A 21,877-nucleotide genomic window follows, 5' to 3' on the forward strand; every position below is an offset into this window, starting at 1 on the left:
GGCTTGAACGCTTAGCTCTTAAAGTAATGTTTAAACTTATATTTAGACTCAAAACGAATAAATAAAACCCTCAACCCACCGCCAGAGCCCGTCGTTCAAGGGCTCCGGCGTAGTGGATAAAATCCGATGCTTTTCGGGCATTGAAAGTATTCATTCGAAGCATGCGTTTTCGCCGTCAGAAGTCGTATCGGCCGGTCACACCCAACGTGCGGGGCGTACCGAGCAGGCCTTCATAACCACCATTGGCGGCCGTCCACAGCGTCGTGTAGTAGGTTTTGTCGAAGGCGTTTTTCAGCCACAACGAAACGTCCCACTGCCCCTGGTTGAAGTCACCGCGCAGTCCGGTTGACAGGTTGACCACCGCATAACTCGGGATCTGCCCGAAGTCGGAGTCTTCCACCGTGCCCACCGCTTTGGAGCGGAACGCATAGCTGGCGGTGACGTACTCCTCGAAGCCATTACTCAGGTTCCACTTGTATTCGCCGTTGGCGTTGCCGATCCATTTCGAGGCGCCGACCACTTGATGGCCACTGAGGTCGCAAGACGCCGGAGCACCCGGCGCCAGGCTGACTTCCGGCGGGCACGGTGCATCCTTGTAGGAGAGGTAGCTGACGTCGTTGTACGAACCGTTGATGTTCAGCGTCAGGCCGCGTAGCGGGATCAGGGTGCTTTCGAACTCCACGCCACGGGAGCGCACGGAACCGGCGTTGGTCAGGTACTGCACGCGATTGACGTCGTCGTAGGCGTTGGTCTGGTAGCCGTTGACCTGGGTCCAGAACAGGTTGGCGTTGAGTTGCAGGCGACGGTCCCACAGGGTGCTCTTGAAGCCGAGTTCGGCGTTGTTGGCGCGCTCGGTGCCGATCAGCAGCGAGTCGGCACCGGCCACCGGTGCCATACCGACGGCCAGGTTGACCCCACCGGATTTTTCGCCGTGGGACAACGTGGCGTAGGTGAGCAGGTCGTCGGTGAGGTGGTAGCTGAGGTTCAACAGGCCCGAAGGACTGGCGCTGTACTGGTTCAGATCGCCGGAATCGTAGGCGCCCGCACGAGCACGTCGTGCCGCGGCCGCCGCGCCGGTGACTGCGGCACCACCGGCGGGTGCATTGCGGGTCACCCAGGCGTTCTTCTCTTCATAGGTGCCGCGCAGGCCGGCAGTGAAATCCAGGCGTTCGGTCAGGTGCCAGGTGCCCTGTGCGAACAGCGCGAAGCTGTTGGTTTCGATATGACCGTTGCCGACACTGTCGATGTTGTTCAGCGCACCGGTGGGCGTGCCACTCCAGATATCTGCTTGCGGCCCGTAAAAGGTGAAGGATTTGTTGTCCAGGTCGGAGCCGAAGTAATAGGCGCCGAGCACGTAATCGAAGAACCCGCCGGTAGGCGACGCCAGGCGAAACTCCTGGGAGTACTGCTTGTCCTCCACCGAAACCCCGGCGTTGTAGAAGACGGTTGCGTTCAGGCCGTCATCATTGCGCGGGGTGAAATTCCACCACCGATAGGCGCTGATGGACGTCAGGGTGAAGTCGCTCGGCAGCGTCCAGTTGGCCTCCACCGATGTGCCGCCCTGATGCACGGTGACATGCTGGTCGTTGTTCAGGTTGACCTTGCGGTGGGTGCCGTCGACCAGTGTCGCGCCCGCGGCATTGGCCCGGGTCTGGTATAGGTTGGTGCCATTGATGGTCGGCCCGGTGTTGAACAACACGCGGGTGCCGGCGCTGGAATCTTCTTCGTTGTAGTCGCCGATCCAGCGCAGGTTGAACGATTCGTTCGGCTTGAACAGCAACTGGCCACGGAAGCCATCGCGCGAGCCGCCGTTCAAATCGTGGCCGTCGAATTCGTTCTTGATATCGCCGTCGCTGCGGGTGCGATACGCAGAAAAGCGCCCGGCGAGCTGGTCATTCAGCGGGCCGGAAATCGTGCCCTTGGTCTGGAAGTAGCCATCCTCGCCCACCGAAGACTCGATGCTGCGTTCCGGGGTGAAGGTCGGCGCGCGGGTGCTGATGTTGATCACGCCGGCGGTGGTGTTCTTGCCGAACAAGGTGCCTTGCGGACCGCGCAGCACTTCGAGCTGCTCGATGTCCATCAGGTCGAATACAGCCATGCCTGGCCGGCCGAGGTATACGTTATCGAGGTACAGGCCGACACTGCCTTCCAGGCCATCGCTGGCCGGATTGTTGCCCAAGCCACGAATCGACACGCTGGACTGGCGCGCATGCATGTAGGCGACGTTGACGCTGGGCACCAGTTGCTGCAAATCCTGGATGCGATAGACCCGCTGGGCTTCCAGGGTCTGGCCGCTGACTACGCTCATCGGGGTGGGTACGTCTTGCGAGCTTTCTTCGCGGCGGCGAGTCGTGACCGTCACGGTTGCCAGTTGGGCATTGTCGGCCGTGGCGGTTTTTGCCGGGATGGTTTCAGGGGTGGCGCTTTCGGCCGCATAGCCTTGGGTCCAGCTGGCACTGCCTGCCAGTAGCAGGGCCAGGGGCAGGCGTTTGAGCCGTTGGGGTGAGGAGGTTTGAGCAAAGTGCAACGGACTCATAAGGCGGGGTTCCCGATCAAAAAAAGTTCTTTGTTGCTTGCCAGGCCGCCTTCGCGGGCAAGCCCGCTCCCACACTGACCGTGTGAACACTGGAGATCCCCTGTGGGAGCGGGCTTGCCCGCGAAGGCGTCGGCTCAGACGCCGTCGATATCCGGCCCTTTCACCGTCTGGCTGACCTGCCCGTTCACACCCACCGGCACTTCGCCCTTGAGCGTCACACGGCGCACGATCCGGTCCTGGGTCCCGTAGTCATCCACCGCATAATGCTGGGTGGAGCGGTTGTCCCAGATCGCCACGTCACCGGCCTTCCAGCGCCAGCGCACGATGTTTTCCTGGCGGATCACATGGCTTTGCAGCAACCCGAACAGGTGCGCCGAATCGGCCTGGGAATAGCCCTTGATGCGTTTGACGAAATGCCCCAGCAACAGGCTCTTCTCGCCGCTGATCGGGTGCACGCGCACCACCGGGTGTTCGGTCTCGTAAACCGTCGAGGTGAAGACCTTGCGATAACGCTCCAGCTTCTCCGCCGAAACGTCCGGCCGGGTGCCGGCGTAGTCGTATTCGTTGCTGTGCACGGCGACCAGTTTGTCGGCCAGCTCACGCAGCTCCTGCGACAACCCGTTGTAGGCGGTGGCGGTGTTGGCCCACAGGGTGTCGCCACCGAAAGCCGGGGCCACCACCGAGCGCAGGATCGAGGCTTTGGGGTAGGCCTCGACGAAGGTCACGTCGGTGTGCCAGGAGCTCGCACGCTGGCCCTCGGCACCGTCCAGTTCCAGCAGAAAACGCGTGCCTTCACGTACCGGCACGGTCGGGTGCGCCACCGGCTCGCCGAGCAGGTGGGCAAACGCCTCCTGGCGCTGATCGTCGAGTTGGGTCTGCTCGCGGAAGAAGATCACCTTGTATTGCAGCAGCGCCTGTTGAATGGCTTCAACGGTGGCGGCATCCAGCTCGCCGGAAAGCTGTACGCCACGGATTTCGGCACCGATGCGACCGGCCACCGGGTGGATTTCAAGCGCGTGAACAGCGGGTTGTACTGCGAAAGCGGCATTGCTCATGGGTAGACCCTCATCAGACTGCTTGCGGTTGAACCGGCCGCGAAACACTGCTCTATCTATATTCTATTTAGATCTAATAGATATCAACATGCTTCGTTGACGGAATAAGAGGTTGCATTTAAAACCTCAGTCAACCCTCGTCGCAAATGCCTTCGAGCTATTTTTAGGATGCCGGAAAAGCATATGGATCTTCGCCAGTTGCGTTACTTCATCGCCCTCGACGAACACCGCAGTTTCGTGCGCGCGGCCGAGGCCATGGGCATTACCCAACCGGCCTTCAGCCGCAGCATTCAGGGGTTGGAGCACGAGTTCGGCTGCGTCCTGGTGGACCGTGGCAACAAGGATTTGCGCCCCACCCCCGAAGGCCTGGTGGTGCTGCAACATGCCCGCAGCCTGGTGCAGGGTGCGGCGCTGCTCAGCTCGCAAGTGACGCAGATGACCAAGCTCGATGCCGGTGAACTGCGCTTCGGTTGCGGCCCGGCGCCGGCGGTAAAACTGGTGCCGGATGCGGTGGCGCAATTCATCAATGCACACCCGAAAGTGCGCACCTGCTTCGAAGTGGATAACTGGGAAAAACTCAGCCGCGCCCTGAGCCGTGAGGAGATCGAATTCTTCATCGCCGACATCCGCCATTTCGAGTCCGACCCGAACTTCCAGACCCAGGCGCTGACGCCCAAACGCGGTGTGTTTTTCTGCCGTCCGGGGCATCCGCTGCTGGCCAAGGAGAGCCTGTCGACCAACGACATGTTCGATTACCCGCTGGCGACCACGAAGATCCCGCCAGGCATTCGCAAACTGTTGGCGAACCTCAGTGGGCGGGTGGATTTTTCGCCGACCCTCGAGACCGAACATTTTCCGGCGCTGGTGAAGGTGGTGCTGCAATCCAACGCCATCGGCGTGGGCACGCAAGAGGCGTTCATCGAGGACATTGCCCAGGGTTCGCTGGTGCTGCTGCACTGGCGTAATTTGCCGCAGAACATCGAGAGCATGAATGCGCGGTGCGGGATTGTCAGTCGCACCGGGTTCCGGTTGTCGCCGGCGGCGCGGGCGATGATCGAGACGTTGGTGGCGGTGGACAGGCAGCAGATCAGCGTTGCGGTTTGATGGCCCTATCGCGAGCAAGCTCGCTCCCACAGGGGATCTCTATCGGGCACAAAATTTGTGTACGACAAAAATCCAGTGTGGGAGCGAGCTTGCTCGCGATGGCGCCAGTGAGCTCACTGAAAATTCAAAGTTTTGCCGCAGCCAACTCCGGCGCCACCCAATCGCTTACCTTGAACGACTTGCGAATCAGCTTCTGCTGCGATGCCAGGTCCACCGCATCCTGCAATTTGCCAAGGAACACCGGATCGAGTGTCGACGGGAATACCTCGCTCAATTTCTGATCCTTCAGATCCTGGCTGAGAATCACCGGCGGGTAACTCGCCAACCCCGACACCAACTGAACGTAAGCGTCCTTGTTGCTATCTTGGGTTAACCACGCCACCGCTTGCTGTTGAGCCTTGAGCAGTGTGGCGACCGCCTCGGGGTGCTCGTCGACGAACTTCCCGGTCCCCACCAACACGGCCTGCACACTGCCGGCGCCGCCCAGGTCCTTGGTGGTCAAAGGCAGCTCGGCCAGTCCCTTGGCCTGTAATGCGGTAAGCCCGGAACCACCCCACGAGGCATCGATCTGTTTCGCCGCCAGCGCCGCCACCGCCGCGTTGAAGTCGAGGTTGATGACTTTCACATCCTTCTCGCTCAACCCCTGACTGGCCAGCGCCGCATCGAAGGACAACTGGCTGGCCGTGCCACGGAAGATCGCCACGCGTTTGCCTTTGAGGTCTTGCAGGGTCTTGATCCCCGAACCCGGTACCACGCCGAGGTAGTGCTTGACCCCGCGCGCCGAGGCGCTGAGCAATCGCGTATCCAGACCATTGGACTTGCCGATGATGGCTGCCAGGTCACCAAGGTAGGCCAGGTCCACCTGACCGTTGGCGAACGCCTCGTTGATCACCGGGCCTGCGCCCTTGAAGAAGCTCCACTGAATCTTGATGCCTTGATCGGCAAAGGCCTTTTCAAAGATCTGTTGATCGCGCAACACATCCACTACACCGCCACCGCTGTGCTGCGTACCGGCACTCAGGTCCGGCACGGCGATGCGGATTTCCTTGAGCTCACCGGCGTTGGCCGTGAAGGCCAGCAGACCCGCCAGGGCCGGTGCGGCGAACAGGCTGATGACACGTTTGAAGGGAAGGTTCATGGGTACGGCTCCTTGGGGCAACGGGCGTTGATGAGCCGAAAGTAGGCCGAATCAGAACCAACATTTAAATACTATAAATTCACATTTTTAGATCATATGGATCTATATCAACAGCGGCGGACCTCTCCGCCGGGTATGCCTTGGCAGCATTGAAAATATTCTTCGAATGCATTGGATGCGTGCGCGCTCCCAAGCCTTAAATGGCCTTGCTTATCTCTAAATAGAATTATTTATAATTTTTATAGATCAATTTCGAATACACATCAAACCCTGTGGGAGCGGGCTTGCTCCGGGCGGCGTTCCGACGAAGAGGGCGTGTCAGTCACCCCATTGTTGCCTGACACACTGCTTTCGCGAGCAAGCCCGCTCCCACAGGAAGACAACGGAGGTCTCTCATGGCCCGTGTTTCCCTGCTCAGCCTGCCACTGGCCGCGCCATCGCTTGAACACAAGCGAACATGGCCGAGCCTGGGCCAACACTTGTTGCCGTGGTTGTTACCCACCGCTCTTTTCACCCTCTGGTGGCTCGCCAGCCGCAACCACTGGATGAGCGAGCAGATCCTGCCGGCACCGACCCTGGTCTGGAGCAGCGCCGTTGAATTGTCCCAAGGCGAGCTGTGGAGCCATTTGTGGATCAGCCTGCAACGCTTGTTCTGGGGGCTGCTGGCCGGGATCAGCGCTGGTGCAGTTTTGGGTGCTGCGCTGGGTTTCAGTCGTCGACTGGAGCGCCTGGTATTTCCCACCTTCGCCGGGTTGGCGCAAGTCCCGACCCTGGCCTGGATTCCCTTGTTCATGGTGTTTTTCGGCATCGGTGAAGGGCTGAAGCTGGTGGTGCTGATCAAGGCGATCGTGGTGCCGGTGACCCTGCACACACTGGTCGGCGTGCGCGACGCGCAACCCAGGCTGCGCGAAGCCGCCGCCGTGTTGCGCCTGCCCGGGCACCTGTTGATCCGCCGCCTGGTGCTGCCCGCCGCGCTGCCGGCCTTCATGGCCGGTGTGCGCCTTGCGCTGGCCGCCGGATGGACCTCGCTGCTCGCTGTTGAACTGCTCGCGTCCAGCGAAGGCATCGGCTACCTGATGGTCTGGGCACGCCAGTTGTTCATGCTCGACATCGTCTTCGTGTGCATTGTGGTGATCGGCTTGATCGGTGTGGCGATGGATCGTGGCATCGGTCTGTTGGACAGGACGCTGGTGCACTGGCCGCACCCCGCCACCGCCGAAATCCGTCGCGGGCCGCGTTATCAAGGCTGGCAACGCCTGCAACCGTGGCTGCTGCCACTGGCGCTGCTGGCGTTGTGGCAACTGAGCACGGATCAACAGTGGATTGACCCGAACATTCTGGTCAGCCCGCTGGCCGTCCTGCACACCACCTGGCATGGCCTGCTCGACGGCACGCTGATTAGCGGCATGGCCCTGAGTCTGGGCCGAACCCTTGGTGGGCTGCTGCTCGGTGGCGGGCTCGGCTTTGCTCTGGGCCTGCTGCTGGGACTGTCGCGCACCGGTGAACGCGTGCTCGGCCCGACCCTTGCCGCCCTCCGCCAGATCGCCATTTTCGCCTGGGTGCCGCTGCTCACCGCGTGGTTCGGCCTGGGGGAATTGGCCAAGTGGGTGTTCGTCGCCCTCGCCGCGTTTTTTCCGCTGTTCATCGCCACCCAACGCAGCGTCGCCAATCTCTCGCCACAACTCAATGAGGCGGCCCAAGTGCTGCGCCTGAACCTGCCCCAGCGCCTGCGTCGGTTGGTGTTGCCGGGGGCGGCGCCGGGAATATTCGCAGGGCTTCGCCTGAGCCTGATCTACGCCTGGCTCGGCACCATCGGCGCCGAATATTTCATGCCGTCCAACGGCGGCATCGGCAGCCAGATGATCGGCGCCCAGCAACTGCTGCGCATGGACCTGATCATGGCCGGCATGTTGCTGGTGGGCCTGACCGGCGCCTTGCTCAACCTCATTGGCCAACGCCTGGAAATCCGCGCCACTCGCTGGAGACACGCATGAACGCACCGATTGTCAGCTTCAATCACGTGGGTAAGACCTTCGACGTCGATGGCTTCGAACTGGAGGCCATTCGCGAATTCAACCTGGACATCGCCGAGGGCGAGTTCGTCGCCATCGTCGGCTCCAGCGGTTGCGGAAAATCCACTTTACTGCGGCTGCTGGTGGGCCTCGACAGGCAATTTCGCGGGCAGATAAGCGTCGACGGCAAAGCCGTCACCGGCATCGGTGGCGAGCGCGGCATCGTCTTTCAGGAACACCGTTTGTTCCCGTGGCTGAGCGTGGCCGACAACATCGGCCTGGGCCTGGTCAACGAGCCATTGAGCGCCGCGCAAAAGCACCAGCGTATCCATGACTTCATCGAACTGGTGGGCCTGGGCGACTTCGCCCGTGCCTATCCGCACCAGCTCTCCGGCGGCATGGCGCAGCGCGTGGCCATCGCCCGAGGCCTGGTGGCCAGCCCGCGGATTCTGCTGCTGGACGAGCCCTTCGGCGCCCTCGATGCGCTGACCCGCCAGCAGATGCAGGACGAACTGCTGGCGATCCGCGCGCGGGCAAAAATCACCACGGTGCTGGTCACCCACGATGTCGAGGAAGCGATCTTCCTCGCCGACCGCGTGGTGGTGATGGAGCCGCGTCCGGGGCGGATCAAGCAAGTGGTCGACATTGCCCTGCCCCATCCACGCCAGCGCAGCAGTTTCGACTTCCACCAATTGCGCGAAGAACTGCTTCACGAACTCACCAGCGACGGTCACTACCAGCCTCCCGTGCCGGTGCAGGTCCGCGATCTGCCGCTGTCCTTCATTGCCTACTGAAAAAGGAAATTTTTGATGCCGCAACGTCCCAATTTTTTAGTGATCCTGGCCGATGACCTGGGCTTTTCCGACCTCGGCGCCTTTGGCGGCGAAATCAATACACCAAACCTCGATGCCCTGGCCAACAATGGCTTGCGCCTGACCGATTTCCACACCGCGCCGACCTGCTCGCCGACCCGTTCGATGCTGCTCACCGGCACCGATCACCACATCGCCGGCATCGGCACCATGGCCGAAGCCTTGACCCCGGACCTGATCGGTAAACCAGGCTACGAAGGGCACTTGAACGACCGCGTGGTCGCCCTGCCCGAGCTGCTGCGCGAGGCGGGTTACCAGACGTTGATGAGCGGCAAATGGCACCTGGGCCTGACCGCAGAACGGGCACCCCACGCCCGGGGTTTCGAGCGTTCGTTTTCGCTGTTGCCCGGTGCGGCCAACCATTACGGCTTCGAGCCGACCTACGATGAAACGACGCCACGGCTGCTGAAGTCCACACCAGCGCTGTATATCGAAGACGACCGGTTCATCGACGAACTGCCGAAGGATTTTTATTCCTCCGACGCCTTCGGCGACAAGCTGCTGCAATACCTCAAGGAGCGCGACCAGACCCGGCCGTTCTTCGCCTACCTGCCCTTTTCCGCACCGCACTGGCCGTTGCAGGCGCCGGCCGAGGTGGTGGAAAAATACCGCGGGCGCTATGACGCCGGCCCTGAAGTGCTGCGGCTGGAACGCCTGGAAAAACTCAAGAAGCTGGGATTGATCGAGGCCGATGTCGAGCCGCATCCCCTGATCCAGCTGAGCGCACAGTGGGATGCGTTGAGTGATGAACAGCGGCAGATTTCTGCGCGAGCCATGGAAGTTTATGCGGCAATGGTCGAACGCATGGACTGGAACATCGGGCGTGTCGTCGATTACTTGCGCCAGCAGGGACAACTGGACAACACCTTCATCCTGTTCATGTCCGATAACGGCGCCGAAGGGGCGTTGCTGGAGGCCTTTCCGAAATTCGGCCCGCAGTTGCTGACTTATCTCAACCAGCATTACGACAACAGCCTGGACAACATCGGCCGCGCCAACTCCTACGTCTGGTACGGGCCGAACTGGGCGCAAGTGGCGACCGCGCCGTCGCGACTGTTCAAGGCCTTCACCACCGAAGGCGGGATTCGCGTGCCAGCGCTGGTGCATTACCCGCAGCTGCCGCTCAAGGGCCAGATCAGCCACGGGTTTGGCACAGTGATGGACATCACGCCGACCATTCTGGACTTGGCCGGTGTGCGCCATCCGGGCAAGCAATGGCACGGCAAACCCGTGGCAGACGTTCGCGGGAAGTCGTGGCTGGGGTTCCTGTCGGGCGAGACGGCGCACGTGCATGACGACCACACCGTGACCGGATGGGAATTGTTCGGTCGACGGGCGATTCGCCAGGGGCAATGGAAGGCGGTGTACATCCCGGGACCGGTGGGGCCGGCGACCTGGCAGCTGTATGACCTGGGCAGTGATCCTGGGGAGATTCATGACCTGGCGTCGACCCAGCCGCAGCGGCTCAGTGCCTTGATCGAGCATTGGCAGCGGTATGTGGATGAGACTGGGGTGATATTGAGTGAGTCGCCGTTTCAGCCGGATTGATGTTGCCTGATGCACCGCTATCGCGAGCAAGCCCGCTCCCACATTTGATCTTCAGTGAACACATTACTTGTGAACACCCGAGATCCCTTGTGGGAGCGGGCTTGCCCGCGAAGAGGCCCTTACAGACAACCCTTAAGCCTGAGCCGTACGCCCCTTTTCCCTGCGCTCAAACCGGTTAGCCCGCGCAAACGTACCGAAGTCATTGAACCGCACACCCATCTCGCGCATCACCTTGTGCCCCACCGGCACGGTCAACTGGCGGATGTAGAAAGGTTCCTTCACCACAAAGTGATGGATCCCGTGGCTGCTGCCGAAGTTGAAGCAGAACGCCTGCAGCGGCCACAGCCAAGGGGCATTGAGTACCTGGCATTGCTGCATCACGTTGCCCGGCTCCACGTCACCGTAGTAATGCATGTTCGAGCTGATGAAGTGCAGGCAGAAGGTGCGCAACACGTTCGGGCCGATGATCACGACGGCCGCGATGTCGATCACCTGCATCACCGACAACGTCGTCGCCGACCACTCGATCGGTGCGCCCATCAGGTACGCAACGCCGTTCGCTGCGTGGAAGCCGAGAAAGACGTACCACGCGCCCCAATGCATCAGCGCCAGCGGTGCATAGACCTTCAGCGTGCGCTTAATGATGCTGAACTTCATTGCCCAGGTCTTGGCCCGCAACATGCGGATGACCGAGGACATGATGTTGTCGCCGATCATCAACAGCCGCGCAAAACCCCAGGGTTCGCCATTGGTGATGGCGCGCTCTTCCGTGTCGGTCTCAGAGCCCGACACCTTGTGGTGATTGAGGTGCAGATGGCGGCGAATCCAGGGATTGATGGTGCTCGGCCGCGCCAGCCACACCAATCCCATCATCAGGTTGTGCGGCACTTTCTGCTTGCGGAAGTACATGCTGTGGATCAGGTCGTGTTCCAGCTCATGGGTCAGCGAGGCGAAAAAAGCATTGAGCAACAGGCACGCCCACCAGGCCATGTGCCCGCTCATGTAGAGCGCCGCCGAACCGACCATACCGGCGATGGCGAAGGTCAGAATGCCTGCGCCGAGAGCGTCCTGATGCTTGAGAACCGGGTATTTCTCACGCAATTCGACACCTCTGGCCAGCACCACTTCACGGATATGGGCTGAACGTTGGGCTGCATTCAGTCGTTGGGGGCTTGCAGAAGTACGGTCCATGCTTCCATCCTCTGGTTATTGATGGTTGCATCCTGCCTTGCGGAACCTCGCAATGCGGTAGCCGTGAACGCCAACCTGTTGACTGGAAGCGCCAATCAGCATGACTGAACCGACCTCCCTCGCCAGCTGGACCCGCGCCCTGCGCAAGCAGCTCGATGCCCTGGGCATTGACAGCACCGCCCTGTGCCAGCAATCGGGGCTCGACCCGCAACTGATGGACGACCCGAACGCGCGTTATCCCCTGTCGGGCACCACACACCTGTGGAATCTGGCGGTGCAGGCCAGCGGCGACCCGGCGATCGGTTTGCGGGTTTCGCGTTTCGTCAGCCCGACCACCTTCCATGCGCTGGGTTATGCGCTGGTGGCCAGCGGCAGCCTGCGGGAAGTGTTCGAGCGTATCGTGCGCTATCACCAGGTGGTCAGCGATGCCCTGGAGCTGGAACTGACTCGCGCCGAGGATCGCTACCGTTTCCGTCTGAAAATCCCCGCTGGCAATCCCGCCCCGGCCTTCGAAGCCATCGATGCGTTCATGGCGATTTACGTGCGCACCTGCCGCAATCGCCTGGGCCGTGAATACGCACCGCTGGAGACTTACCTGCGCCGCCCGGAGCCGGCAGACGCGCACCAATGGCATAAAGTCTTTCGCTCGCCGGTGCACTTCGGTGCCGACGAAGACCGGCTGGAATTCGCCCTCGTCGACTTCGACAGCCACCTGGACGATGCCAACCCGGAACTGGCCGAACACAACGAAACCGTGCTCAAGCGCACCCTGGCGCAACTCAAGCCGCTGACGTGGGAGCGCAAGGTCCGCGACGCCATTGAAGAACAACTGCCTGAAGGCGAACCCAGCGCCGAACACATCGCCAAGGCCCTGCACCTGAGCCTGCGCAGCCTGCAGCGGCACCTGGCGGATGAGGGCTGCCGGTTCGATACGCTGCTCAACGAAAGCCGCGAAAACCTCGCGCTGCTGCACCTGCGGGACCCGCAGGTGTCGCTGAGCGAAATCAGCTATCTGCTCGGGTTTGCCGATACCAGCAGCTTCAGTCGCGCGTTCAAGCGCTGGACCGGGATGACGCCGGGGCAGTTTCGGGATGGGTTGCGCTGATTGATTCGGAAGGTGAGTTGGCTGGTCTGGCCCCATCGCGGGCAAGCCCGCTCCCGCTGTTTTTTTATCGGTGACCACAATCTTGTGATTTACACAGATCCACTGTGGGAGCGGGCTTGCTCGCGAAAGCGGTGTATCAGTTGAAATTGATATACCTGAGCTGACGCCTTCGCGAGCAAGCCCGCTCCCACAATGGTTCGGTGTTCGCCGTCAGATCGTGGCCAGTGTCCGCAACCGCTCGGCATCGAGGATTTCGATTTCGCCGTAACTCAGCCCGATGATCCCCTGCCCCTGCAACTCTTTGAGGATCTGGTTGGTGGTCTGGCGCGACAGCGACAACATGGCGGCAAGCTGTTCCTGGGGCAGTTGCAGGACGCGCCGCGGCGGGGTGGTCTCGCCATAGCCTTCGGCGATCATCAGCAAGCGGTGTGCCAGCCGTGCCGGGGCCGGCAACAGGCTCAATTGTTCGAGGTTGATGAAGGTCATGCGCAGCTTCTGGCTCATCAACAACGCCAGTTGCCGCCAGTGCTGCGGATGCTCGTCGAGCAACACCAGCAAGGTGTTCTGGGGAATGTGCAGCAGTGTGCACTGGCCCACGGCGTAGGCATCGTGGGTGCGTGGCTGGCCATCGAACAGGCAGATCTCGCCGAACCAGTGTGGCGGTTCCACCAGGCTCAGCAAGGCTTCCTTGCCCTGCTCGCTCACAGCACCGACGCGTACTGCGCCTTCAAGCACCGCGTACAGGCCGCAGGGCGGATCGCCGCGCTTGAACAGCCGCTGGCCCGGCGACAGGCGCCGCAGCCTGGCCACCGACAGCAGGCTATCCTGTAGGGAAACAGGCAAATGGCTGAACCACTGACCGCTCATCAGGCGTGGGCGCCAGACCTGCATATCCATGAAAACTCCTAGAGATTGTCGCCTGGCTGACAGAGCGGGAAGTGGCCCCGGGGCATGATCAATCACCCCCACAGGAGAACAACAATGAGAAGCCTCGTCGACCACCTCAGTCAATACGCCGCCTACCACCGTGATCCGCGCAATATTGCATCGCACTTTATCGGTATTCCGCTGATCGTGGTCGCCGTCGCGGTATTGCTGTCCCGGCCGCAGTGGTCGCTGGGTGGCGTGTGGCTGTCACCGGCGGTGCTTGTGTCGCTGGCATCGGCGTGGTTTTACCTGCGCCTGGAATTGCGCCTGGGCGTGTTGATGACCCTGTTGCTCGGGCTGTGCGTGTGGGCCGGTCATGCGCTGGCAGAGCAAAACACGCTGGTCTGGCTGGGCAGCGGCGTGGCGATGTTCGTGATCGGTTGGGCGATCCAGTTTGTCGGCCATCACTACGAAGGGCGCAAACCGGCTTTTGTCGATGACGTGACCGGGTTGATTGTCGGGCCGTTGTTCGTGGTGGCGGAGCTGGCGTTCATGCTGGGGATGCGGCATGAGCTCAAAGAGCAGATCGAGGCGCGGGTGGGTGGGGTGCGCCTCAATCCGAAGCGTGCAGCTGTCTAGATCGCATTCGCGGGCAAGCCCGCTCCCACACTGGATTTGTGAACGACGCAAATCAGTGTGGGAGCGAGCTTGCTCGCGAAGCTTTTGCCTTAGATGTTGGCGACTTTCTGCCAGACCTTCGGCTTGAAGAACAGCGTCTCACCCTTCGCCAACCCGATCAGGCTGTCGTGATCCTTGACCACTTCGGCCTCGATCAGATCGCTCTGCCCTTCGACCTTCAGCGTCACCCGCGTTGTCGCGCCCAGCGGACGAATATCGCGCACTTCGGCCGCGTGGTGATCTTCCAGTTCATGGCGCGACAGCGACACTTCGTGCGGGCGGAACAGCACGTGGTTGTCTTCACCCAGGTGCAGGCGGTTCGAATCACCAAGGAAGTGATAGACGAAATCGCTGGCCGGGTTTTCGTAGACGTCACCCGGTGAGCCGATCTGCTCGATCACACCCTTGTTCATCACCACGATACGGTCGGCGACTTCCATCGCTTCTTCCTGGTCGTGGGTCACGAACACCGAGGTCAGGTTGATGTCTTCGTGCAGACGCGCCAACCAGCGGCGCAGCTCCTTGCGAACCTTGGCGTCGAGAGCGCCGAAAGGTTCGTCGAGCAGCAGCACTTTCGGCTCCACCGCCAGCGCCCGGGCCAAGGCAATGCGCTGACGCTGGCCGCCGGAGAGTTGCTCCGGGTAGCGATCCGACAACCAGTCCAGTTGCACCATGTTCAGCAGCTCGTGAACCTTGGTTGCGATCTGGCTTTCGCTCGGGCGCTGGTTTTTCGGCTTCATGCGCAGGCCGAACGCGACGTTGTCGAACACCGTCATGTGGCGGAACAGGGCGTAGTGCTGGAACACGAAACCGACGTTGCGATCACGCACGTCGTGGCCGGAAACGTCTTCACCGTGGAACACGATGTTGCCCTTGTCCGGGGTTTCCAGGCCGGCAATGATCCGCAGCAGCGTGGTCTTGCCGCAGCCCGACGGGCCGAGCAACGCGACGAGTTCGCCGCTCTGGATGTCCAGGCTGATGTTGTCCAGCGCCTTGAACGCGTTGAAATTCTTGCTGACGTTACGCACTTCGATCGACATGAATTATTCCTCCGCGGCGCTGGCGCGCAGGCGGTTAATACGGTTTTCGCTCCACTGCTTGAGCAGCAGGATGAAGAGCGCCAGGATCAGCAACAGGCTCGCCACGGCGAACGCGGCCACGTGGTTGTATTCGTTGTAGAGGATCTCGACGTGCAACGGCAGGGTGTTGGTCACCCCGCGAATGTGCCCGGAAACCACCGACACTGCACCGAACTCACCCATGGCCCGGGCGGTGCACAACACCACGCCATAAATCAGGCCCCATTTGATGTTGGGTACGGTGACGTGCCAGAACATCTGCCAGCCGTTGGCGCCGAGCAGACGCGCGGCCTCCTCTTCCTGAGTGCCCTGTTCCTGCATCAGCGGGATCAGTTCACGGGCCACGAACGGCACGGTGACGAAAATCGTCGCCAACACGATGCCCGGCAGGGCGAAGACGATCTGGATGTCGTGGTCCTGCAGCCATGGGCCAAACAGGCCCTGGGCGCCGAACATCAACACATAGACCAGACCGGCGATCACCGGCGACACCGAAAACGGCAGGTCGATCAGCGTCACCAGCATGCTCTTGCCGCGGAACGAGTACTTGCTCACGCACCAGGCGGCGCTGACGCCGAACACCAGGTTCAGCGGCACCGAAATCAGTACGGCGATGACCGTGAGTTTCAGTGCCGACAACGCGTCCGGCTCAAAGATCGCGGTGAAGAACGCACCAAGACCGAGCTTCAGGCCCTGGGACACCACGATGAACAGCGGCAGCAACAGGAACAGGGCAAAAATCAGCCAGCCAAGGCCGATCAGGATTCGCCGCGAAGTCGCACTGCCACGACGGGCAGCGTTCGAGGAAGCGGCAGCAATAGACGATTGGGACATGGGTGCGCCTCCTTATGGGGTTTCGATGCGTCGCTGCAACAAGTTGATCAGCAGCAACAGGACGAAGGAAACCACCAGCATCAGTACACCAATGGAGGTAGCGCCGGTGTAATCGTATTGGTCGAGTTTGACCATGATCAGCAGCGGCAGAATCTCGGTTTTCATCGGCATGTTGCCGGCGATGAAAATCACCGAACCATACTCGCCGACCCCGCGGGCAAAGGCCAGCGCGAAACCGGTCAGCCATGCCGGAAGCAGTGCCGGCAGCAGGATATGGCGGAAAACCTGCAATGGTTTTGCACCCAGGCACGCCGCCGCTTCTTCGACTTCACGAGGTATGTCCGCCAATACTGGCTGTACGGTACGTACTACGAATGGAAGTGTCACAAAAGTGAGGGCAAGGGTGATGCCCAGGGGGGTGTAGGCGATCTTGAAACCCAAATCCGCTGCAAACTGACCGACCAGACCGGTAGGGGTGTACAACGCCGTCAGCGCAATACCGGCCACTGCCGTGGGCAATGCGAACGGCAGGTCGATCATTGCATCGATCACTTTTCGTCCAGGGAAGGTATAGCGCACTAATACCCAGGCCAGCAGCGTGCCGATGATGCCGTTGATGATTGCGGCACACAGGGCGGTGCCGAAGCTGAGCTTCAGCGCCGCCAGCACCCGTGGCGCCGAGATGATTGCCCAGAACTGATCCCAGGTGAGTTGAGCGGCATGCACGAACATCGCCGCCAGTGGTATGAGCACAATCAGGCTGAGGTACACCAAGGTGTAGCCCAGCGTCAGCCCGAAGCCGGGTATGACGGGGGAGATACGACGCGACATAAAAGTCCTTGGTTAAAAAGCGATCAACTAAACCCATCCTTGTGGGAGCGGGCTTGCTCGCGAAGAGGGAGCATCAGTCAACAATGATGTCGTCTGACACACCGCCTTCGCGAGCAAGCCCGCTCCCACATGTTATGTAGCTTAAGCGAGGTTATTGCGCCTGGTAGATCTGGTCGAACACCCCGCCGTCATTGAAGAATTTCGGTTGTGCGGCTTTCCAGCCACCGAAGTCCTTGTCGATGCTCACCAGCTCCAGCTTCGGGAACTGCTGGGCGTACTTGGCGGCCACGTCCTTGTCACGCGGGCGATAGAAATTCTTCGCCGCGATTTCCTGGCCGGCCGGGCTGTACAGGTGCTTGAGGTAGGCTTCGGCGATCTGCTCGTTGCCCTTTTTCTCGGCATTCTTGTCGACCACCGCCACTGGTGGCTCGGCAAGGATCGACAGCGAAGGCACGACGATGTCGAACTTGTCGGCGCCGCCCTCTTCTTTCAGGGCCAGGAAGGCTTCGTTTTCCCAGGCCAGCAACACGTCGCCCTGGCCGTTGTTGACGAAGGTAATGGTCGAGCCGCGGGCGCCGGTGTCCAGCACGGGCACGTGCTTGAACAGGGTTTGCACGTATTCCTTGGCCTTGGCTTCGTCGCCGCCATTGGCTTTGAGGCCATAGGCCCAGGCCGCGAGGAAGTTCCAGCGCGCACCGCCGGAGGTTTTCGGGTTCGGCGTGATCACCGAAACGTCATTCTTGATCAGGTCACCCCAATCCTTGATGCCTTTAGGGTTGCCCTTGCGCACCAGGAACACGATGGTCGAGGTATATGGCGTGCTTGCGTCCGGCAGGCGCTTTTGCCAGTCAGCCGGCAGGGTCTTGCCGAGCTTGGCGATTTCGTCGATGTCACCGGCCAGGGCCAGGGTCACGACGTCGGCACGCAGGCCATCGATCACCGCTCGGCCTTGCTTGCCCGAGCCACCATGGGATTGCTGGATTTTCACGGTGTCGCCGGCATGTTCCTTTTGCCAGAACTTCACGAATTCGGCGTTGTAGTCCTGATACAGCTCGCGGGTCGGGTCGTACGACACGTTGAGCAGTTCGTAGTCCTTGGCAACTGCGGAACCGGCAAAAAGGGCGCTGGCCAGGGCGGCCAAAGCGAAATGACGAATCGACGACATGGTGAAAGCTCCTGGAATTCTTGGTTTGTTGGCTTTTTCTTATGGGATATCGGAAATCGCGGTGCCTGATTCGCCTCAGCCCGGCTTGTTGCCCGGCTGCTGCAAGCGGAATTTTTCTTTGCGTTCGATCTGCACCACCTGCGCGTTGTGCACAGTGATTTCCACGGCACCAAAACGCAGATCGCGCAGGGCGCTCTGGATTTCACGCAGAATGGTGGCTTCGTCTTGACCGTCGACACTACGCAGGGATGCGCTCATATTGCTGCTCCTTCAACTGAGAGATTGCCTCGCAGTGTCGGCACTGCTTGCGGCTTGGGAGCAATACTAGTGAGGTCTTGATATTCTTAAAAAGACTATTTAAGAATGTTTATATAACCAGAAAACATTATCTGACAAGACAAGGCTTTGCGAGGGATTGCACCTTTCAAACGTACGCAAACCCCCTGTAGGAGCGAGCTTGCTCGCGATGGTGGCAGGAGGCACCGCGTTCATTCAGGCAGCCCTTGTCATCGTTGAAGTTCATCGCGAGCAAGCTCGCTCCTACGCGATCACCGGCGCATGAGCCCAGTTCAACTGCCCTGCCGGCACCGGCCGCCCGAACCAGTAGCCCTGGCCCAGATCACAGCCCTGCTCGAGGAGGAAAGCCGCCTGTTCGACCTGCTCGATCCCTTCGGCATGAACCTGCATGCCCATGCTTTGGGCCAGAGCGATGATCACCCGCGAGATCGCCGCATCATCCTCGTCCCACGGCAATCCGGCGACGAAGCCTTGGTCGATCTTCAGTTTTTGCACCGGCAGGCGCTTGAGCCGCAACAGCGATGAGTAACCCGTGCCGAAGTCGTCGATGGCCAGGCGCACCCCCAACTCGCGCAGGCGATGCATCTGCTCCAGCGCGACCTCCGGATCATCCATCACCGCGCTTTCGGTCACTTCCAGTTCCAGACAGGCCGGTTCCAGCCCGGTTTCGTGCAGCACCTGCGCCACCTGCTGATATAACTCGCGATGGGCAAACAGGCGCGAAGAAATGTTGACCGCCACAAACGACAGCACCACGCCATCCTGCTGCCACTGACACATCTGCCGGCACGCCTGCGCCATGACCCATGCATCGATTTCGGCGATCAGACCGGTTCGTTCGGCGACAGGAATGAATTCCGCCGGTGACACCAGCCCCCGCTGCGGGTGCTGCCAACGCACCAGCGCCTCGACACCCACCAGGCGGCTGGTCTTGAGGTCGTGAACCGGCTGGTAATAAACCTGCAGCTCTTGCTGGTCCAGGGCGCGGCGCAATTCGAAGGCGATCTCGACGCGTTGTTGGGCATGGGCGGTCAATTCTTCGGTGTAGAGCGCGTAGTCATTGCGACCGGTGCTTTTGGCCTTGAATAATGCCGAATCGGCGTTGCGCAACAATTGTTCAACGCTCAAGGCATCGCTGGGGAACAGGCTGATGCCAATGCTGGTGTTGATGAACAGCTGATGTCCATCGATAGCAAACGGCTCTTTCAGTCCGTTGATGATCCGTTGCGCCAGCGCAGCCGCCTGGACCAACTGCGGACAGCATTCGGCCAGCACGGCAAACTCGTCGCCACCCAGCCGAGCCAGGGTAATGCCGGGATCGAACATACCTTTCAGGCGCCCGGCTACAGCCTTGAGCAACTGATCGCCAACGGTATGCCCGAGGCTATCGTTGATCATCTTGAAGTGATCGAGATCGATCATCAGCAGCGCGCAACCACGCTTGTGCACCTGCGCCGAGGCCAGGGCCTGTTCGGCGCGGTCGCTGAACAGCAGACGGTTCGGCAGGTCGGTCAGCGGGTCGTGGTGCGCCAGGTGCATCAACTCGTGTTCGGAGTTCTTGATTGCACTGATATCGGAAAACACCGCCACATACTGGCTCGGCTGGCCGTCGTCGTCATGAATCAGGCGGATTGTCTGCCATTGCGGATAAATTTCGCCGCTTTTGCGCCGGTTCCAGATTTCCCCGCTCCACTCCCCGGCGCTTGCAAGCGTGGCGAACATCGCTTGATAGAATTGCGCGGGATGGCGCCCCGACTTGAACATATTGGGCCGCTCCCCCAGCACCTCCTCACCGTCATAACCGGTGATCTCCATAAAGGCCCGGTTCACATGAACGATTGCGCCTTCCCGATTGGTGACCAGCACCCCTTCGCGGGTGCAGTCGAACACTGCCGTCGCCTGTCGCAAGCGCATGCGGTCGGCATCGCGCTCACGCAGTTTGGCGCCGATACCCAGACACCGCAGCAGCCGCGCCCGGGCAATGAAGATCAATCCGGCGCTGAACAGCACCCAAACGTAACCGTTGATCAGTTGCCATCGCAGTCGCTCGGCGGAGCTATCGAAGAAACTGTTTAATAAATAGCCACTGATCTGCAGCCAAACCACAGAAAGCAACAGATAGAGCAGCGCTGCACGCAAGGCATCACGATAGGTGGCAGGCATCCGGCAATCCATGTCCATACGAAAAGGTTGGAATTATAGTTTAAAGACACATCCAGCCACTCTTATCTGAAAGGGCGACTGGTTTTCTGTGTGGGCTTAGTGATAATGCAACGGCTGTTTTTTCTTTATCGAGGGCCCTACAGCCTATGTGGTACGAAGGTTTACTTGGCTTGTCAGCCTGGTCACTGGTAGCAGTCACCCTGCTGATGACCCACGTCACGATCATCGCCGTTACGGTCTATCTGCATCGTTACTCGGCCCACCGCTCCCTGGAGCTGAATGGGGGCCTCAAGCATTTCTTCCGTTTCTGGCTGTGGCTGACCACGGCGCAGAACACCCGCGAGTGGACGGCCATCCACCGCAAGCATCACGCCAAATGCGAAACCGTCGATGATCCGCACAGCCCGGTCATCAAAGGGCTGTCCACGGTGCTGCGCAAAGGCGCCGAGCTGTACCGCGCCGAAGCGGAAAATCCCGAGACGCTGCGCATCTACGGCAAGAACTGCCCCGAAGACTGGATCGAGCGCAACCTCTACAGCCGCTTCCCGCTGCTGGGTGTGGCGATCATGGCCGTTATCGACCTGCTGCTGTTCGGCACCATCGGCATCACCATCTGGGCCATCCAGATGATGTGGATCCCGGTGTGGGCCGCCGGCGTGGTCAATGGCCTGGGCCATGCCATCGGCTACCGCAACTTCGAATGCCGCGATGCGGCGACCAACCTGGTGCCGTGGGGCATCCTGATTGGCGGCGAAGAACTGCATAACAACCATCACACCTACCCTAATTCGGCAAAACTGTCGGTGAAGAAGTGGGAATTCGACCTGGGCTGGGCGTGGATCAAAGTCTTCAGCTTCCTGCGCCTGGCCAAGGTTCAACGGGTTGCGCCGATTGCCCATCGCGTCGAAGGCAAGGGCAACCTGGACATGGACACCGCCATGGCGATCCTCAACAACCGCTTCCAGATCATGGCCCAGTACCGCAAATTGGTGATCGGCCCGCTGGTCAAGCAAGAGCTGGAAAAGGTCGATCACTCGGTACGTCACCAGTTCCACCGGGCCAAACGCCTGCTTTCGCGAGAGACCAGCCTGCTGGATGACAAACACCATGTACGCATCCAGAACATGCTCGAGCACAGTCAGGCGTTGAAGGTAATTTACGAGAAACGCCTGGCCCTGCAGCAGATCTGGGTCAAGACCAGCTCAAATGGCCACGACATGCTGGCGGCCATCAAGGACTGGGTACACGAAGCCGAAGCCAGCGGGATTCAATCCCTGCGCGACTTCGCCGATCAGTTGAAAACCTACTCCCTGCGCCCTGCCGCCGTTTGAGCCACAAAACCTGTGGGAGCGGGCTTGCTCGCGAAGGGGTCGTGCCAGTCGACATAAAAGGTGACTGACAC

18 protein-coding genes are annotated in these 21,877 nt (G+C 60.6%); 7 read left to right on the top strand and 11 right to left on the bottom strand.

Translation table 11 applies throughout. From position 1 onward, the window contains the following. Positions 1-175 precede the first annotated feature (175 nt). Together AC3WN7_RS24645 and AC3WN7_RS24650 are read right to left on the bottom strand one after the other, a co-directional pair. Entirely contained in the window at positions 176-2,536 is a 2,361-nt protein-coding gene (locus AC3WN7_RS24645) for a TonB-dependent receptor (protein WP_102675374.1), read from the bottom strand. Between the two features lie 134 nt (positions 2,537-2,670). Continuing rightward, a complete protein-coding gene (locus tag AC3WN7_RS24650) occupies positions 2,671-3,591 on the bottom strand; it encodes a TauD/TfdA dioxygenase family protein (protein ID WP_102675375.1) in 921 nt (306 codons plus the stop codon). 183 nt (positions 3,592-3,774) lie between these two features. Between AC3WN7_RS24650 and AC3WN7_RS24655 the strand changes: the two genes are divergently transcribed. Continuing rightward, entirely contained in the window at positions 3,775-4,695 is a 921-nt protein-coding gene (locus tag AC3WN7_RS24655) for a LysR family transcriptional regulator (RefSeq protein ID WP_102675376.1), read from the top strand. Between the two features lie 124 nt (positions 4,696-4,819). Here AC3WN7_RS24655 and AC3WN7_RS24660 read toward each other — a convergent pair whose 3' ends face one another. Continuing rightward, positions 4,820-5,833 (bottom strand): ABC transporter substrate-binding protein, encoded by a 1,014-nt coding sequence (locus AC3WN7_RS24660; protein ID WP_095964484.1) that lies wholly within the window; start codon positions 5,831-5,833, stop codon positions 4,820-4,822. A 395-nt stretch (positions 5,834-6,228) separates the two neighbouring features. Here AC3WN7_RS24660 and AC3WN7_RS24665 point away from each other — a divergent pair, with 395 nt between their 5' ends. The 3 genes from AC3WN7_RS24665 to AC3WN7_RS24675 are packed head-to-tail and all read left to right on the top strand — an operon-like array spanning position 6,229 to position 10,265. Then, positions 6,229-7,827 (top strand): ABC transporter permease, encoded by a 1,599-nt coding sequence (locus tag AC3WN7_RS24665; protein ID WP_095964483.1) that lies wholly within the window; start codon positions 6,229-6,231, stop codon positions 7,825-7,827. Then, positions 7,824-8,639 (top strand): ABC transporter ATP-binding protein, encoded by an 816-nt coding sequence (locus tag AC3WN7_RS24670; RefSeq protein ID WP_102675377.1) that lies wholly within the window; start codon positions 7,824-7,826, stop codon positions 8,637-8,639. Before AC3WN7_RS24665 ends, AC3WN7_RS24670 begins: the two co-directional genes overlap by 4 nt. A 15-nt stretch (positions 8,640-8,654) precedes the next feature. After that, positions 8,655-10,265, top strand: coding sequence for an arylsulfatase (locus AC3WN7_RS24675; RefSeq protein WP_102675378.1), 1,611 nt, complete (start codon positions 8,655-8,657; stop codon positions 10,263-10,265). Between the two features lie 132 nt (positions 10,266-10,397). Here AC3WN7_RS24675 and AC3WN7_RS24680 read toward each other — a convergent pair whose 3' ends face one another. Continuing rightward, positions 10,398-11,456, bottom strand: coding sequence for a fatty acid desaturase (locus tag AC3WN7_RS24680; RefSeq protein WP_102675379.1), 1,059 nt, complete (start codon positions 11,454-11,456; stop codon positions 10,398-10,400). A gap of 100 nt (positions 11,457-11,556) precedes the next feature. On the opposite strand from AC3WN7_RS24680, the gene AC3WN7_RS24685 reads away from it, so the two are divergent. Next, positions 11,557-12,561, top strand: coding sequence for an AraC family transcriptional regulator (locus AC3WN7_RS24685; RefSeq protein ID WP_102675380.1), 1,005 nt, complete (start codon positions 11,557-11,559; stop codon positions 12,559-12,561). A 210-nt stretch (positions 12,562-12,771) separates the two neighbouring features. Here AC3WN7_RS24685 and AC3WN7_RS24690 read toward each other — a convergent pair whose 3' ends face one another. Continuing rightward, positions 12,772-13,458, bottom strand: a complete 687-nt coding sequence (locus tag AC3WN7_RS24690; RefSeq protein ID WP_095964478.1) for a Crp/Fnr family transcriptional regulator — start codon at positions 13,456-13,458, stop codon at positions 12,772-12,774. Positions 13,459-13,542: 84 nt separating this feature from the next. Here AC3WN7_RS24690 and AC3WN7_RS24695 point away from each other — a divergent pair, with 84 nt between their 5' ends. After that, positions 13,543-14,067, top strand: coding sequence for an Mpo1 family 2-hydroxy fatty acid dioxygenase (locus AC3WN7_RS24695; protein WP_102675381.1), 525 nt, complete (start codon positions 13,543-13,545; stop codon positions 14,065-14,067). A gap of 89 nt (positions 14,068-14,156) precedes the next feature. Here the strand turns inward: AC3WN7_RS24695 and AC3WN7_RS24700 are convergent, their stop codons facing one another. The 6 genes from AC3WN7_RS24700 to dibA form a co-directional block, all read right to left on the bottom strand. Continuing rightward, positions 14,157-15,146, bottom strand: a complete 990-nt coding sequence (locus tag AC3WN7_RS24700; protein WP_015092978.1) for a sulfate/molybdate ABC transporter ATP-binding protein — start codon at positions 15,144-15,146, stop codon at positions 14,157-14,159. Between the two features lie 3 nt (positions 15,147-15,149). After that, positions 15,150-16,019 (bottom strand): sulfate ABC transporter permease subunit CysW, encoded by an 870-nt coding sequence (cysW, locus tag AC3WN7_RS24705; RefSeq protein ID WP_007972954.1) that lies wholly within the window; start codon positions 16,017-16,019, stop codon positions 15,150-15,152. A 12-nt stretch (positions 16,020-16,031) separates the two neighbouring features. Next, on the bottom strand, positions 16,032-16,850 hold the full coding sequence (gene cysT / locus AC3WN7_RS24710) for a sulfate ABC transporter permease subunit CysT (RefSeq protein WP_007972956.1): 819 nt from the start codon (positions 16,848-16,850) through the stop codon (positions 16,032-16,034). A 151-nt stretch (positions 16,851-17,001) separates the two neighbouring features. Then, positions 17,002-18,015, bottom strand: coding sequence for a sulfate ABC transporter substrate-binding protein (locus tag AC3WN7_RS24715; RefSeq protein WP_095964476.1), 1,014 nt, complete (start codon positions 18,013-18,015; stop codon positions 17,002-17,004). A 75-nt stretch (positions 18,016-18,090) separates the two neighbouring features. Further along, on the bottom strand, positions 18,091-18,273 hold the full coding sequence (gene oscA / locus AC3WN7_RS24720) for a sulfur starvation response protein OscA (protein ID WP_007975618.1): 183 nt from the start codon (positions 18,271-18,273) through the stop codon (positions 18,091-18,093). Positions 18,274-18,555: 282 nt separating this feature from the next. Then, complete coding sequence (gene dibA / locus AC3WN7_RS24725) at positions 18,556-20,475, bottom strand: phosphodiesterase DibA (protein ID WP_102675382.1); 1,920 nt, start codon at positions 20,473-20,475, stop codon at positions 18,556-18,558. Between the two features lie 146 nt (positions 20,476-20,621). On the opposite strand from dibA, the gene desA reads away from it, so the two are divergent. Next, positions 20,622-21,806 carry a delta-9 fatty acid desaturase DesA gene (desA, locus tag AC3WN7_RS24730; RefSeq protein WP_095964474.1) on the top strand — a complete coding sequence of 395 codons (1,185 nt, stop codon included), beginning with the start codon at positions 20,622-20,624 and terminating at the stop codon, positions 21,804-21,806. Positions 21,807-21,877: the final 71 nt, after the last annotated feature.

The organism is Pseudomonas sp. FW305-70 (assembly GCF_058783925.1).